The 13,934-nt window shown below is 70.5% G+C and carries 11 protein-coding genes; 8 read left to right on the forward strand and 3 right to left on the reverse strand.

Annotated elements, in window-relative coordinates; genetic code table 11:
* Positions 1-120 precede the first annotated feature (120 nt).
* Positions 121-1,665 (reverse strand): molybdopterin molybdotransferase MoeA, encoded by a 1,545-nt coding sequence (locus ACZ5AJ_RS10130; RefSeq protein WP_464133739.1) that lies wholly within the window; start codon positions 1,663-1,665, stop codon positions 121-123.
* Positions 1,666-1,863: 198 nt separating this feature from the next.
* Between ACZ5AJ_RS10130 and ACZ5AJ_RS10135 the strand changes: the two genes are divergently transcribed.
* From ACZ5AJ_RS10135 to ACZ5AJ_RS10165, 7 genes are all read left to right on the forward strand, one after another.
* Positions 1,864-2,850: an NADP-dependent oxidoreductase gene (locus ACZ5AJ_RS10135; protein ID WP_464133742.1), complete on the forward strand. Its 987-nt coding sequence runs from the start codon at positions 1,864-1,866 to the stop codon at positions 2,848-2,850.
* A 59-nt stretch (positions 2,851-2,909) separates the two neighbouring features.
* Entirely contained in the window at positions 2,910-4,241 is a 1,332-nt protein-coding gene (locus ACZ5AJ_RS10140; protein ID WP_464133747.1) for a THUMP-like domain-containing protein, read from the forward strand.
* The gene (locus ACZ5AJ_RS10145; protein WP_464133750.1) at positions 4,234-4,992 is read left to right on the forward strand and encodes a DUF4129 domain-containing protein; all 759 of its coding nucleotides are present in this window, start codon (positions 4,234-4,236) and stop codon (positions 4,990-4,992) included. The genes ACZ5AJ_RS10140 and ACZ5AJ_RS10145 overlap by 8 nt, the downstream gene beginning before the upstream one ends.
* Positions 4,989-5,492: a hypothetical protein gene (locus ACZ5AJ_RS10150; RefSeq protein ID WP_464133754.1), complete on the forward strand. Its 504-nt coding sequence runs from the start codon at positions 4,989-4,991 to the stop codon at positions 5,490-5,492. The genes ACZ5AJ_RS10145 and ACZ5AJ_RS10150 overlap by 4 nt, the downstream gene beginning before the upstream one ends.
* 423 nt (positions 5,493-5,915) lie before the next feature.
* Positions 5,916-6,950 carry an ABC transporter permease gene (locus ACZ5AJ_RS10155; protein WP_464133757.1) on the forward strand — a complete coding sequence of 345 codons (1,035 nt, stop codon included), beginning with the start codon at positions 5,916-5,918 and terminating at the stop codon, positions 6,948-6,950.
* 9 nt (positions 6,951-6,959) lie between these two features.
* A complete protein-coding gene (locus ACZ5AJ_RS10160) occupies positions 6,960-7,919 on the forward strand; it encodes an ABC transporter permease (RefSeq protein WP_464133760.1) in 960 nt (319 codons plus the stop codon).
* Between the two features lie 143 nt (positions 7,920-8,062).
* Complete coding sequence (locus ACZ5AJ_RS10165) at positions 8,063-9,793, forward strand: ABC transporter substrate-binding protein (protein ID WP_464133764.1); 1,731 nt, start codon at positions 8,063-8,065, stop codon at positions 9,791-9,793.
* 223 nt (positions 9,794-10,016) lie between these two features.
* On the opposite strand, the gene ACZ5AJ_RS10170 is transcribed toward ACZ5AJ_RS10165, so the two are convergent.
* Both ACZ5AJ_RS10170 and ACZ5AJ_RS10175 read right to left on the reverse strand, forming a co-directional pair.
* A complete protein-coding gene (locus ACZ5AJ_RS10170) occupies positions 10,017-10,742 on the reverse strand; it encodes a PH domain-containing protein (protein WP_464133767.1) in 726 nt (241 codons plus the stop codon).
* A gap of 3 nt (positions 10,743-10,745) precedes the next feature.
* Entirely contained in the window at positions 10,746-12,521 is a 1,776-nt protein-coding gene (locus ACZ5AJ_RS10175) for an ABC transporter ATP-binding protein (protein WP_464133771.1), read from the reverse strand.
* Positions 12,522-12,878: 357 nt separating this feature from the next.
* On the opposite strand from ACZ5AJ_RS10175, the gene ACZ5AJ_RS10180 reads away from it, so the two are divergent.
* Complete coding sequence (locus ACZ5AJ_RS10180) at positions 12,879-13,919, forward strand: AAA family ATPase (RefSeq protein ID WP_464138748.1); 1,041 nt, start codon at positions 12,879-12,881, stop codon at positions 13,917-13,919.
* Positions 13,920-13,934: the final 15 nt, after the last annotated feature.

Below are 13,934 nucleotides of genomic sequence, written 5' to 3' on the forward strand. Positions count from 1 at the left end.
TCATGGCTTCGGGGGCGTCACGCGGGGTCGATCGCGGGCGTCACGCGGGATCGATCGCGGGCATCACGCGGGATCGATCGAGGGCATCACGCGGGGTTGATCGAGGGCATCACGCGGGGGTCAGAGGGGAATGACCTGCACGTATACCCGGTCGCCGGACGGAGACGAGAACGGAGACAGCGACTCGTCCGCATCGATGGCGGCCCTCGACGCAGAGCCGGCGACCCTCGACGCAGAGCCGGGGACCGTAGACGCGGAGCCGGGGACCGTGGACGCGGAGCCGGAGGCGGGGGCGCCGTGGGATGGACGCTCGCGCAGGACGATCGCATCAGCACGGGCGAACGGGGTCAGACGGCTGCCGGGGACGATGTCGACGACCTCGATGCCCTCCTCGTCGATGCGTCGTCGGCCGGGTCGAGCGGAGATCCCCGGACGCGCCCGACGAGCCCTGCGACCGCCGGGCCCCGCCTCGTCGTCGACGCCGAGGGGCATGCGGCGGATCGCGGCGTCGGCCCCGGGGAGCAGCGGCCGGACGAACAGATGCAGTCCGACGAAGGCGCCCACGGGAGTCCCGGGCAGATGCACGATCGGGGTGCCCGCGGTGGGATCACCGAGTGCCGCCGGCAGGTGGCCTGCGCCCTGCGGACCACCGGGCTGGAGGGCCAGATGCTCGAAGCGCGAGGAGTTCTCACCGCGGGGGCCCAGCAGGTTCTTCACGACGTCGTAGGCTCCCTGCCCGACCCCGCCGGTGGTGATGACAAGATCGGCGGAGCGCGCGGCCTCGGCGAGGACAGTGCGCAGAGCCTCCGGATCGTCACCGCTGCGCCAGGCGGAGACGTCGGCCCCGTCGGCTCGCAGCGCCGCGGCGAGCATCGTGCCGTTGGACTCCCGGACCGTACCGGGAAGGCGCTCGTGCCCTGTCGCTGCTCCGACTCCGACTGCCGCTCCCGACGCCGCTCCGACCGCCGCTGACGCCGCTCCCGACGTCGCTCTGGCCGTGGATCCTGCCGGGCCCATCGCTGTGTCTGCTGCCGGCTCTCCAGATGAAGCCGCCGGCTCTCCTGATGCACCGGGGCCGACGAGCTCGTCGCCGGTGACGACGACGGCGATCCGGGGCGGCGCGAGCACCGGCAGGGTCGCGATCCCCAGCGAGCGGGCGATGCCGATCAGGCCCGCACCGACCGTGTCCCCTGCGAGGGCGATGGCGCTGCCACGAGCGGTCTCCTCGCCGCGGTCGCGGATGTGCCGGCCCGCGGCCGGCACCGCATCAAGGGTGATGCGGACCTGAGCGGGGGCGGGGGCGAAGGGGTCTGCGTCGGTCGACTCGACCTGGATCACGACGTCGGCTCCGACGGGAACGGGAGCACCGGTCATGATCCGTGCGGCGCTGCCCTCGCGCAGATGGACGGGATGGCCAGGACGGGCGGGGAGGTCCGTGCTCACGGGAAGCACGATGCCGCCGGTCGCAAGGTCCGATCGACGCACCGCGAAGCCGTCCATGGCGGCTACGGGGAGGGCGGGGACATCCTCGGGACTGATGACGTCGGCCGCGAGGACCCTTCCGCGCGCCTCCTCCGGCGGGATGTCGAGCCGCGGGGGCCGGATCACGATCTCCTGCGCGAGATGCTCTCGCCACCGGGCGACAGTGAGGCGGTGCTCGGACATGCTGCTCCTTCGGGCGGACGTGCGCCGATCCTCCCACGCCAACGGACCGCTCCCTTCATCCGCAGGGCCTGCCGGCACCGTGGCCCCCGCTCGCAGGGCCTTCCGGTCCCGTGCCACTCCTCCGCAGGGCCTCTCATCCGCAGGGCCTCTCATCCACAGGCCCCGGCGCCTCGGTCGCCGGGGGTGCATGATGGAGGCATGCGCGAGATCCGTTTCGACCGCTTCGGCGGCCCCGAGGTCCTGACCCTCCATGAGGACGCCCCCGTTCCGGAGCCCGCCCCGGGTGAGGTGCTGGTGCAGGTCTCGTACGTCGGCCTGAACCCCGTGGACTACAAGATCCGCGACGGGTCCTCCGGCATGGCGGCATCCCTCGATCTGCCCGCCGGGACCGGTCGGGAGATGGCCGGCACGGTGATCGGCGCCGCCCCGGACCTCGACGAGGCGGAGCTCGCCTCCCGCGGCATCGCCCCAGGCACCCGCGTGCTCGGGATGCGCAATCCGTCGGACCGTCGCGGCACGGCGGCGGAGATCATCGCCATCAGCGCCGACGACCTCGCACCGATCCCCGATGAGATCTCCGCCGAGGATCTCCCCGGCTGGGCCGGTCTCTCCCTCGCGGGGCTGACGGCGATCGCGGCCATCCAGGACTGCGCGCAGATCACCGAGGGGCAGACAGTGCTCGTGCACGGCGGCTCCGGTGGCGTCGGGCAGCTGCTGATCCCCATGGCGCTCGAGGCCGGCGCCGCACAGGTCTGGGCCACCGGCCGCGCCGCCAACGCCTCCCGGATCGAGGACCTCGGCGCGAGCGCCATCGCCTACGACCAGGCCGACTGGGAGCAGGAGATCGACCGGGCCACGGACGGCCGAGGCGTCGACGTCGTGCTGGACACCCACTACTTCTCGACCTTCGTGCCGAGCCTGGACCACGTCGCCGACGGCGGACGCATCGTCGTCCTGCCCACCCTCGCCGACCTCGGGCCGGCGAAGGAGCGCGGCATCACGGCGCTGATCCCCCAGATCGTGATCCGTCGCGCTCGACTGGATCATCTGGTGCAGGGGATGCGCTCGGGCGCCTACCCCCTGGAGGCCTCCCAGGTCCTTCCGCTCGGTGAGATCGCCCGCGCCCACCAGCTCCTGCAGGAGGGGCACACCCGCGGCAAGATCGTCCTGGACGCCTCGGCTTGAGTCGTTCCCGACCGCGGGGCCGGGCGCTCGCTCGCCACTCGACAGGTAGGCTCGCGAGCATGGATGTTCCCCCTGCCGCTGATGATGCCGCCGTCGCCGACGAAGCGGTCAGGGCCATCGAACCCGTCCTCCATCCCAGCGGCTGGTCGCTGCTGAACTCGCTGCCTCCCTACGACGAGAAGGATGCGCTGCGCCGCGGCGCCTCCCTCCGTGCCGCCGGGCACTCCCCCGAGCTCGTCTCCGCAGTCCTCACCCAGTCGCGCCTGCGCGCCCGCGCGGCCGACAAGTTCGGCGAGTTCGCTGCGAGCATGCTGTTCACCCCGCACGGTCTCGAGCAGGCCACCCGGCTGTCCATCGCCGCCCTGCATGCCCGCCGCTTCCGGGACGCGGGCGTCGCCTCGGTCGCCGACCTCGGCTGCGGCATCGGCGGGGACGCGATGGCCCTCGCGGGCTTCGACATCGACGTGCATGCCGTGGACCGGGATCCGGTGACCGTCGCCGTCGCGACGATGAACCTGCGCCCCTTCCCCTCCGCCGAGGTGCGACTGGGCCGGGTCGAGGACCATGACCCCGCCTCCACCGAGGGGATCTGGCTGGATCCGGCGCGCCGCGCCCCGGCCCGCGGCAGTGCGCGCGGAACCCGCCGCCTGCACGATCCCGAGGAGTACGAGCCGCCGCTGTCGACGGTGATCGAGCTGGCCCGGGCTCTGGGCGCCGGCAGCGCGGCGCCGTCCCCGGGGTCCGATGCCCGCAGCGGCTTCGGGCCGCTCGGGGCGAAGCTCGGTCCCGGGATCGACCGCGAGGCCCTGCCTGACGGCACCGAGACGCAGTGGCTGTCCTTCCACGGGCAGGTGCTCGAGGCCACCTGCTGGTTCGGTCCGCTGGCGGCAGCGGGGGCGTCCACCTCGGCGCTCGTCATCGACCGCGACGGCACCCACACGCTCCTCTCCCGTCCGGACTCCCCCGGCGATCCGGGGACCGGCCCGATCGGGGATCACCTCTACGAGCCCGACGGCGCCGTCATCCGCGCGGGACTGATCGGGACGATCGCCGAGCAGCTCGACGCCCGCACGCTCGATCCGACGATCGCGTACCTGTCCTCGGACCGCCGCGCGGACACCCCCTTCGCCCGCGGCTACGCCGTCCGCGATGTCATGCCCTTCGGGCTCAAGCGCCTGACCTCCTATCTGCGCGAGCATCGTCTCGGGGTGCTCGAGATCAAGAAGCGCGGCACCGTCGTCGAGCCCGACGAGCTGCGTCGCAAGCTGCGACCGCGCCGCTTCGGCGACGAGAAGGCCACGCTCGTGCTCACCCGGATCGCGGGCGAGCAGTGCGTCATCGTCGCCTCCCCGCACACTGCCGGATCCTCGCAGGAGCCCTCCCATGCCTGATGACCCTCGGACGTCGTCGACGGAGCCGACGTCCTCCCCCCGACGGACGGTGGCGATCGTCCTGATGCTGGTCGCCCTGGGCGCGCTGGCGCTGGTCACGCTCGGTGCCGCCGCGGATCGCGGCGAGCTCATGACCTACACGGGCGGCGGTGACCTCGAGCTCTCCACCGTCCAGCAGACCGCCGAGGACTACAGCGAACCGGACTGGGACACCCACGAGGTCGAGACGGTGGAGCCGCGGGCCGACGTCGGACGCGGCGCCGTGACCGCGCTGCTGGTGATCGCGAGCATCGCCCTGGTGCTGCTGGCCATCTGGGTCGTCCACCGCATGCGCCGCCTGGCCGAGCCGCCGCCGCCCCTCGCGGCCGAGGTCGCCGACAGCGAGGAGCTCACGGTGGCGCAGGCGAGGGCCGCTCTCGACGATGCCCGGGCACGCCTGTCCAGCGTGGTGGACGCGCACGATGCGGTGATCGCCGCCTGGCTCGCGCTCGAGCGGGCGATCGCCGCCGCCGGGATCCGCCGTCAGCCGACGCAGACGACGCTCGAGTACGTGGTCGCCGTCCTCGCCTCCCTCGACCTGGATGCGACCTCGCTGGAGCGCCTCTCGGAGCTGTACCGTCGGGCGCTGTTCGACGACCGGCCGCTGGCCGAGGCCGATCGCGAGACCGCCCTCGCCCTGCTCGATGCGCTCACGGCGCAGCTCGAGGGGCGCACCGCCGCGGCAGAGGGCTCCGCAGGAGGTGCACGATGAGCACGGATCTCCGGGATCTGCTTCTGCGCCTGGGCATCTGCACCGCCGGGATCCTCGCGCTCGTCGGGGTCTGCGCGCTGTTCGGCATGCGCTTCGCGCTGCCACTGCCGATCACCCTCGGCCTGATGGCCGGCACCGCGAGCTGGCTGATCCAGCGCACCCCGGTGTGCGCCGACCATGCGGACGCCCCGCCCCTCGACCTCGACGCCGACTTCGCCCTCCCCCATGCCCAGGACATGCGGGTTCGGCGGACCGAGGACATGATCCACGGTGCCCAGCCCAGCCGGCGCATGACCTCACGGAGCCTGGCCAGGGTCCTCGCCGAGATCGACGACGAGCGCTCCCGCGACCCGGAGGCACCGGCGCTGAGCCCTCAGCTGACCCGGATCCTGGACGAGGCCCGCGAAGCCGACGCCGCGGAGCATCCCGTCGGCCCGATCGACCGCCGCCATCTCCACCGCTACCTGCGCGAACTCTCCGGCCGCCCTGAGCAGGACTGATGCTCTCCCACTGAGGAGGGCGGCATGGTCGCCACCGCGCGGACAGCAGAAGATGGCAGCGACCGACGCGGCGGTCGGCGCGCCCTCGGCGCCCTCAGCACCCTCAGCGCGCCCTCGTGCGGACGACGCCGATGCCGCCTGCGCCACATGGGTTCACATGGATAACGATTCGGATGCGGAGAGCGTCTGAGAGCTGGGTGCACTGCCTCACGTGACCTAGAGTTCAAAAAACGACGCAGAACGAAACATAGTGTCGACGGGACGTACCCCCACGGGGTACCACGGGTGAACCATCACGGGCGCCCCGCCCTCGACGTGAGGATGACAAGTGCCGCAGTACCTTCAGATGCTTCCCCCGCATGGCCCTGTGCCCTCGTCGGTGCGCCGTCTCCCCCATCGCGCATCAGTCCGAGGAGCCGCTCGGTGATCAAGTACATCCTGCGCAGGTTCGTGAACTACGCGATCCTCACCGCTCTCGCCACCGTGTTCGCGTACATCGCGGCGAGCTCGTTCTTCCATCCGCGCAACCGGTACCTCGGCAGGAACCCTCCTCTGGACGAGTCCTCGATCGACGCGATCCTCACCGCTCAGGGCATCAACGACAAGGATCCCGTGCTGCTGCGCACCTGGTGGTGGATCGAGCGCATCGTCACCGCGCCGTTCTCCGACAAGCTCGGCAAGGACACCAGCGGCAGCCCGGTGATCACCGAGATGCTGGGCGATCCGAGCTCGTGGCTGTTCTTCTGGGAGCAGGGATGGCTGGGCCGCGCCGGCGTGAGCCTCCGCCTGCTGATCATCGGCTCGATCCTGGCGGCCCTGCTCGGCGTCGCCGCCGGCGTCTGGAGCGCGGTCCGGCAGTACAAGGCCACCGATCAGGCGATCTCGTACATCTCCTACATCCTGATCTCGATGCCGACGTTCGTCGGCGGCGTGCTGCTGATGATCGCGGCGACGAAGATCAACCAGCTGCTGGGCGGTCAGGTCATCCGGTTCACCGGCGCCTACACGCCAGGGGTGACCGGCTTCTGGGCGACTTTGTGGGACTACACGTCCCACCTGCTGCTGCCGACGATCGCCCTGATGCTGTTCGGAGCGGCGGGCTACTCGAGGTACCAGCGAGCGGTCATGCTCGACGTGCTCGGCTCCGACTTCATCCGCACGGCCCGCGCCAAGGGGGCCACCCGCTCGCGAGCCCTGATCAAGCACGGCCTGCGCGTCGCGCTGATCCCGATGTCCACCTACTTCGCGTACTCCTTCGGAACCCTCGTGGCCGGGTCCGCGTTCCTCGAGATCGTGTTCTCGTGGGCGGGCATGGGCCAGTACGGCATCGAGGCCGTGCAGAAGTCCGATGTGAACGCGCTGGCGGGCAATGTCATGTTCTCGGCCGTGATCATCCTGTTCGCCTCCACTCTGTCCGAGTTCCTCTACGCCGCGCTCGATCCGAGAGTGAGGGTCTGACCGATGTCCATGCTTTCCACCCCTCCCTCAGGGGCCGCCGAGGCGCCCGCCGAGATCGATCCGCTGGCCGAGGTCGTCGAGCAGGATGCGGTCGCCGACGCCGCGGTCCAGCGTCCGGTATCCCGCAACGGTCTGGTCTGGCGCCGGCTCAAGCGCAAGCCGAACTTCTGGATCGGCGGCGGCATCACGCTGGCGATCATCCTGTTCGCCCTGTTCGGGAACATCCCGAACATCTACGCCGTCGGCCAGCAGGATCCGTACGGGTTCAACGCCGCCCCGGGTGCGCAGCACTGGTTCGGAGCCGACGCCATCGGCATCGACCTGTACGCCTCGATCACCGCGGCTCTGCGCAAGTCCCTGCTCATCGGCTTCATCGCCGCCCCGGCAGCGACCATCATCGCGGCTCTGATCGGATCCCTCGCCGGATATCTCGGCGGGCCGCTCGAGCTGTTCCACGGCTGGCTCGTGAACCTGCTGCTCGTGCTGCCGGTGTTCTACGTCCTGATGATCATCTCGCCCCTGCTCTCGAGCATGTCCTGGATGGTCCTCGTGGTCGCGATCGCGCTGTTCGGCTGGATGATCATGTCCCAGATCGTCAAGAACCAGACGAAGTCGCTGCGAGAGCGGGAGTTCGTGCTCGCCGCGCGGTTCACCGGCGTGGGGACGTTCAGGATCCTCACCCGCCACATCATCCCGAACGTGTCCTCGCTGCTGATCGTCGACGCGACGCTGGGCGTCTGCTCCGCGATCCTCGCCGAGACGTCCCTGTCGTACTTCGGCCTGGGCATCCAGCCGCCGGACGTCTCCCTGGGCACCCTGCTGCAGGACGGCACCTCGGCGGCGGTCTCCCGCCCCTGGCTGTTCATCTTCCCCGCCGCGTTCCTGGTCATCCTGCTGACCGCCGTGTCCCTCGTCGGCGACGCCCTGCGCGACGCCCTCGACCCGACCAGCGGCACCGAGCGGTCATGACCTCCCGCGTCCGCTCTCCGCGGCAGCGCGCGAGTCCGCCGAGCGCGTTGCGCCACCCATCCGTTCCCTGACCCCAGTCGGACCTCCGACTCCCTCAGCGTCCGTCTCCACCGGCGACGGCGTCACCCCAAAGGAGATTCACCATGACCATCACCAGCAACCGTCGCCGGTTCCTGCAGGGCACCGCCCTGGTCGGCGGGATGGGCGCCCTCGCGGCATGCGGCCAGCAGTCCTCGGAGGAGCAGGCCAGCTCCGCCGCGGAGTCGAACTCCGCCGCCGCCGAGGCGACCTCCGAGCTCCCCAGCACCGACTGGGTCCGCGCGGAGTACGACGAGGTCGAGGAGGGCGGCACGCTCCGCCTGGCCGTCAACCAGCTGCCGGACACGTGGAACTACTACCACCTCAACGGTGCTCTCGCCGATCTGAACACCATCCGCGAGCCCACCGCCCCCGGCGGTCTGAAGGCCGACGAGGACGGCGTCATCTCGATCAACGAGGACTGCGTCGTCTCCGCCGAGCTGACCAGCGAGGATCCGCAGATCGTCACCGTCAAGTACAACCCGGACGCCGTCTGGGAGGACGGCACTCCGATCACGATCGCCGACATGATCTCCCAGTGGAAGGCGTGCAACGGCTCGGACAGCGACTTCGAGGTCGCCTCCACCTCCGGCTGGGAGGACATCGCCGACATCCGGCAGACCGACGACGAGTACACCGGCGAGATCGAGTACTCCTCCTCGTTCCCGGACTGGATCTCGTACATCTACCCGGACATCCCGCAGGCCGTCTCCAGCGAGGCCACCGCCTTCAACGAGGACTACGTCTCCACCCCGACGCCCTCCTACGGCCCGTTCGTGGTGGACAGCATCGACCAGACCGGCGGCGTCGTCACCCTCAAGCGCAACGAGAAGTGGTGGGGCCAGGCCCCGAAGCTCGAGACGATCATCTACTCCGTCGTGACCCAGACCCAGATGCCGTCCTCGTTCGCCAACGGCGAGCTCGACGCGATCGACGTCGCCGACGGTGACACCTTCTCGCAGGCCAGCAGCCGCTCGGACGCTGTCATGCAGACCACCAACGGTCTGACCTGGACCCACGTCACGATCAACACCAAGGGCGGCGACGGCGTTCTCGAGGACGCCGCGGTGCGCGAGGCCCTCGCCCGTGCGATCAACCGCGACGCCGTGGGCGAGGCCGTGGTGGGCCCGCTCGACGCACCTGTCGTGAAGGTCGACAACTTCGTGTTCATGCCCGGCCAGGACGGCTACGAGGACTCCTTCGAGGCCGGCACGGGCTCAGCGCTCGCCTACGATCCCGATGCGGCCGGGGCCCTGCTCGACGAGGCCGGCTGGGAGCTGAACGGTGATGTCCGGGAGAAGGACGGCAAGCAGCTCGCGCTGTCCGTCACCATCCCGGCAGACGTCAAGTCGAACTCCGACCGAGCCCGCCAGATCCAGACGGACCTCAACGCCGTGGGCTTCTCGGTCGAGCTCACCACGGTCCCCTCGGACACCTACTTCGATGACTACATCGCCACCGGCGACTTCGATCTGGTGACCTTCTCGTGGCAGGGCACGCTGTTCCCGCAGCAGTCCTCGGGCAACCTGTTCTACCCCGTCGACTCCAACCAGAACTACACGGGCCTGGATCTGGACGACGAGCTCGCCGACAATGCGAAGCTCATGCAGACCGAGCTTGATCCCGACAAGCGCATGGCCGCGTCCAACGAGTTCTCCGCGACGGTCGCCGCCGCGTTCACGGTGATCCCGTTCTACGCGACGCCGAAAATCGTGGCGATCGCCGACGGCATCGTGAACTACGGCGCCGCCCTGTTCGAGACCGTCGACTGGACGACGGTGGGCTTCAAGGCCTGAGCCTGGACGAGCGCTCCGAGCCGACAGGAGCAGGAGGGTCCGGTCGCCTCATGGCGACCGGACCCTCTCATGCTGAGACGGGCCCTCTTGATCAGAGACGGGCCCCTATTCGGAGACGGGCCCTCTGGTGCTGCGAGCTGTCAGGAGCGCACCCTGCACGCACGCCGCCGTGCTCGGCGCGCAGCGCTCAGCTGAGGCCGAACGCTCAGCGGAGGCCCTGTGCTCAGAGGATGATGTGAATGACCACGAGAGCTGCTGCGACGGCGAGGCCTGCCACGACGGGCGCGTTCACCTGCCGGGTCGCGAGCTCGGCGTGCCCAGCATCCCGGTCAGCATGCTCGGCACCCGGGTCGGCGTGCTCGACCCCGTCGTCGGATGAGCGCTCCCACTGCTGCCACGCCTCGAGGGCCCGGAAGCTGGGGCTCGACCGCTGATCCTCCACCAGCCGCTGGGACCAGTCCGACGCGGCTCTGCGACGCGACGCAGCCCGGCCGCCGCCCCGCACGGTGCTGTCGGCCGCGGCGGCTCGCGGGTCGGATGCGGAGATCCGCTCGCGCGGACGGTCCTTGCCGACACCCGGGGCGTTCCAGGCGGTGATGACATCGGCGTCGTCGGCCTCGGAGCGGGGCTCGAGGACGAAGCGGAGCATCGCCCCGAGCCGGACGTCGGCGATCGAGGCCATCGGCAGACGGTGCGTGACCAGCACGTTGCGCACCTCGATCTCGTGATCGCGCACGATCACGCGCGGCGCCCACAGCAGCGCCCACACGACGATCGCGACGGCGACCGGCAGCTCGGCGAACCGGAGACCTGACGCGCCGTACACCCACAGGGCCTGCGCGACCGTCGCCGAGCACAGCGCCCACACCAGTGCGCTCAGGACGATCGCGCTGGTGGGGCGGATGTGCGTGGAGCCATCACCGCGCACAGCGGTTCCCGGACGCCGCATGGCTCAGGCGCTCAGGGCCTCGACGGCCTCCCCGGAGGCGATCATCGCGTCCAGCTCGTCGCGGTCCAGGAAGATCCGTTCGCGGCTGCGCTCGATCTCCGGATCGGGGATCGGGACGGCCGACAGCAGCGACTGCGTGTACGGGTGCTGCGGATCGTCGAAGACGTCCTCGGTGCGGCCCATCTCGACGATGCGCCCCTTGTACATCACGGCGATGCGGTCGGAGATGTTGCGGACCACGGAGAGGTCGTGGGAGACGAACAGGTAGCTGACCTGCAGCTCGCGCTTGAGCTTCTCGAGCAGCTCCAGGACTCCCGCCTGGATCGTCACGTCCAGGGCCGACGTCGGCTCGTCCAGCACGATCAGCTTGGGCTCGCAGGCGAGGGCCCGGGCCACGCCGATGCGCTGGCGCTGACCGCCGGAGAACTCGTGCGGGTAGCGGCCCGCATGCTCGGGGAGGAGGCCGACGGTCTCCAGCAGCCAGTCGATGCGGTCGTTCATCTGCTGCTTGGTGTATCCCTGGACCTGCATCGGCTCGCGCAGCGAGTCGGCGATCGGCAGACGCGGGTCGAGCGAGGCCATCGGATCCTGGAAGACGATCGCGATCTCCGCGCGCAGGCGCTTGCGGTCGGCCTTGGTCAGCTGCGAGGTGTCGGTGCCGTTGAAGCGGATCGCCCCGCCCTGCAGCTTCTCGAGCTTCATGATCTCCATGAGCGTCGTGGTCTTCCCGCAGCCGGACTCGCCGACCAGCGCGAAGCACTCGCCCTCATGGATGTCGAAGGAGATGCCGTCGACGGCGCGCTGCTCGCCGATCTGGCGACGGAACACCATTCCCTTGGTGATCGGGTAGATGCGCTCGAGCCGGTCGACCTCGAGGATCTTGGGCGCCCTCGTGGTGTCCGTCCGCTCCTTCACCGCGACCTCCGGAGCGGTGCCGCCGACCTCGCTGGCCTCGCTCGCCGTCATCTCGCCCCGCTCGATGGCGATGCGCTCGGAGGCGATGGCCCGGCCGTCCACGCGCGGGACCGCCGAGAGGAGCTTCTGCGTGTAGGCCTCGCGGGGGTGGTAGAAGATGTCGTCGACCGACCCCTCCTCGACCAGCAGGGACTTCTCCATCACCAGCACGCGGTCGGCGAAGCCGGCCACGACGCCGAGGTCATGGGTGATCAGGATCGTCGCGGCGTCGACCATCTCCTGCGCCGTCTTGAGCAGGTCCATGACCTGCGCCTGGATCGTCACGTCGAGGGCGGTGGTCGGCTCGTCGGCGATGATCAGCTCGGGCTCGTTGGCGATCGCCATCGCGATCATCACGCGCTGGCGCATGCCGCCGGAGAACTCGTGGGGGAACTGCTTGGCCCGACGGCGCGCCTCGGGGATGCCGACGGACTCGAGCAGCTGCACCGCCCTGTCCGCCGCCGCGGCCTTGGACACCGAGGGGTCGTGCAGCTGGATCACCTCGGCGACCTGATCGCCGATCGTGTAGACCGGGGTCAGCGCCGACAGCGGATCCTGGAAGACCATGGAGATCTTGTCGCCGCGCAGCCGCGAGAGCTGGCGATCATCCAGGGCGAACATGTCCTGGCCCATGAAGTCGATCGAGCCGGTGACGGTCGCGGTGCTCGGCAGGAGGCCCATCACGGCCAGCGAGCTGACGGACTTGCCCGAGCCCGACTCGCCGACGATCGCGAGAGCCTCCCCCGCTCGGACCTCGTAGTCGAGGTTCTGCACGGCGTGCACCGGGCCCGCCTCGGAAGGGAAGGTGACGCTGAGGTCGCTCACGGTAAGGATCGGTTCGGACATGTTCCTGCCTCTGGTGGTCTCCGTCTCGGAGAGCAGACTATCCCGGCCCCGCCTCGGGGAACCATGTATGAGCGGGACCCGCCCGATCATGACCGAACCGTGATCTGGCCGTCCGCCGAGCAGCCGGAGAGCGCACGGGCGCCCTGTGGGCGAGCGCTGTCCGACGACCGTCCGCGCTCCCCCGACGGGCCCTCTCTCGCGTAGGGTCGGAGGCATCGTGCCGCACCGCGGCGGCACCCGCGATCGAAGAAGGGCCGGCCCGTGCCAGCAGAGGGAACCGAGATCAGCAGTACGCCGTCCGACGACCGGCATCTCCCCGATGGGGCGCCGTCCGGCATCGATGCGCCGTCGACCTCCACCCCGCCACCGGCCACCGTGGCCGAGGCGTCCGCCGCGGCGATCCGTGTCCTGGATGCCGTCGAGACGGCGGTGGTCGGCAAGCGGCCAGCCCTGGAGCTGGTGCTCGCCGGCATCCTCGCCGGCGGCCATGTGCTGCTCGAGGACCTGCCGGGGCTGGGCAAGACCCTCGCCGCCCGCTCCTTCGCCCAGGCCCTCGGCCTTCCGTTCACCCGTGCGCAGTTCACCCCTGACCTGCTGCCGGCGGATCTCACCGGCGCCGAGGTGTTCGATCAGCGCACCGGGGAGTTCGTCTTCCGTCCCGGCCCCGTGTTCACGGGGCTGCTGCTGGCCGACGAGATCAACCGCACCCCTCCGAAGACCCAGTCCGCGCTGCTGGAGGCGATGCAGGAGCGGCAGGTGTCCGTCGAGGGCACCACCCGACCGCTACCCCGCCCGTTCCACGTGCTGGCGACCGCCAACCCGGTCGAGCACGAGGGCACCTATCCGCTGCCGGAGGCGCAGCTGGACCGCTTCCTGCTGCGCCTGAGCTTCGGCTACCCCACGCCCGAGCAGGAGTGGGACGTGGTCGCACGGCGCATCGGCCGACGCACCGAGGACCAGAGCGTCGAGCAGGTCCTCGACGGCGCCGGGCTGCTGGCTGTGCAGGCTGCCGTGGAGACCGTGCACGTCGACGACGCCATCGGCCACTACGCCGTCGAGCTCGTCACCGGGACCCGCGAGCACCAGCATGTCCTCGTCGGCGCGTCGCCCCGCGGCACGCTGGCGCTGATCACCTGCGCCCGTGCGCTCGCGGTCATCCGTGGCCGCTCCTACGTCGTCCCGGAGGACATCAAGGCGCTCGCCCATCCCGCGCTCGACCATCGCGTCACCGTCAAGCCCGAGCTGTGGCTGCAGAACGCGACCGGCGCAGGCGTCGTCGACGCGGTGCTCGGGCAGGTCCCGGTGCCGGCCGCGGCGGAGGACCCGGCGGCGCACCCGGCCGACGACGGCCTGGTCAGCAGCGGCGATCGGGCGTGAGGAGGGACGCGAGCA

The sequence above is a fragment of the Brachybacterium zhongshanense genome (genome assembly GCF_055385755.1).

Bases quoted from the DNA above. Each gene is read 5' to 3' on its own strand.
- ACZ5AJ_RS10130 (WP_464133739.1), bottom strand. From the start codon at position 1,665: ATGTCCGAGCACCGCCTCACTGTCGCCCGGTGGCGAGAGCATCTCGCG.
- ACZ5AJ_RS10135 (WP_464133742.1), top strand. From the start codon at position 1,864: ATGCGCGAGATCCGTTTCGACCGCTTCGGCGGCCCCGAGGTCCTGACC.
- ACZ5AJ_RS10140 (WP_464133747.1), top strand. From the start codon at position 2,910: ATGGATGTTCCCCCTGCCGCTGATGATGCCGCCGTCGCCGACGAAGCG.
- ACZ5AJ_RS10145 (WP_464133750.1), top strand. From the start codon at position 4,234: ATGCCTGATGACCCTCGGACGTCGTCGACGGAGCCGACGTCCTCCCCC.
- ACZ5AJ_RS10150 (WP_464133754.1), top strand. From the start codon at position 4,989: ATGAGCACGGATCTCCGGGATCTGCTTCTGCGCCTGGGCATCTGCACC.
- ACZ5AJ_RS10160 (WP_464133760.1), top strand. From the start codon at position 6,960: ATGCTTTCCACCCCTCCCTCAGGGGCCGCCGAGGCGCCCGCCGAGATC.
- ACZ5AJ_RS10165 (WP_464133764.1), top strand. From the start codon at position 8,063: ATGACCATCACCAGCAACCGTCGCCGGTTCCTGCAGGGCACCGCCCTG.
- ACZ5AJ_RS10170 (WP_464133767.1), bottom strand. From the start codon at position 10,742: ATGCGGCGTCCGGGAACCGCTGTGCGCGGTGATGGCTCCACGCACATC.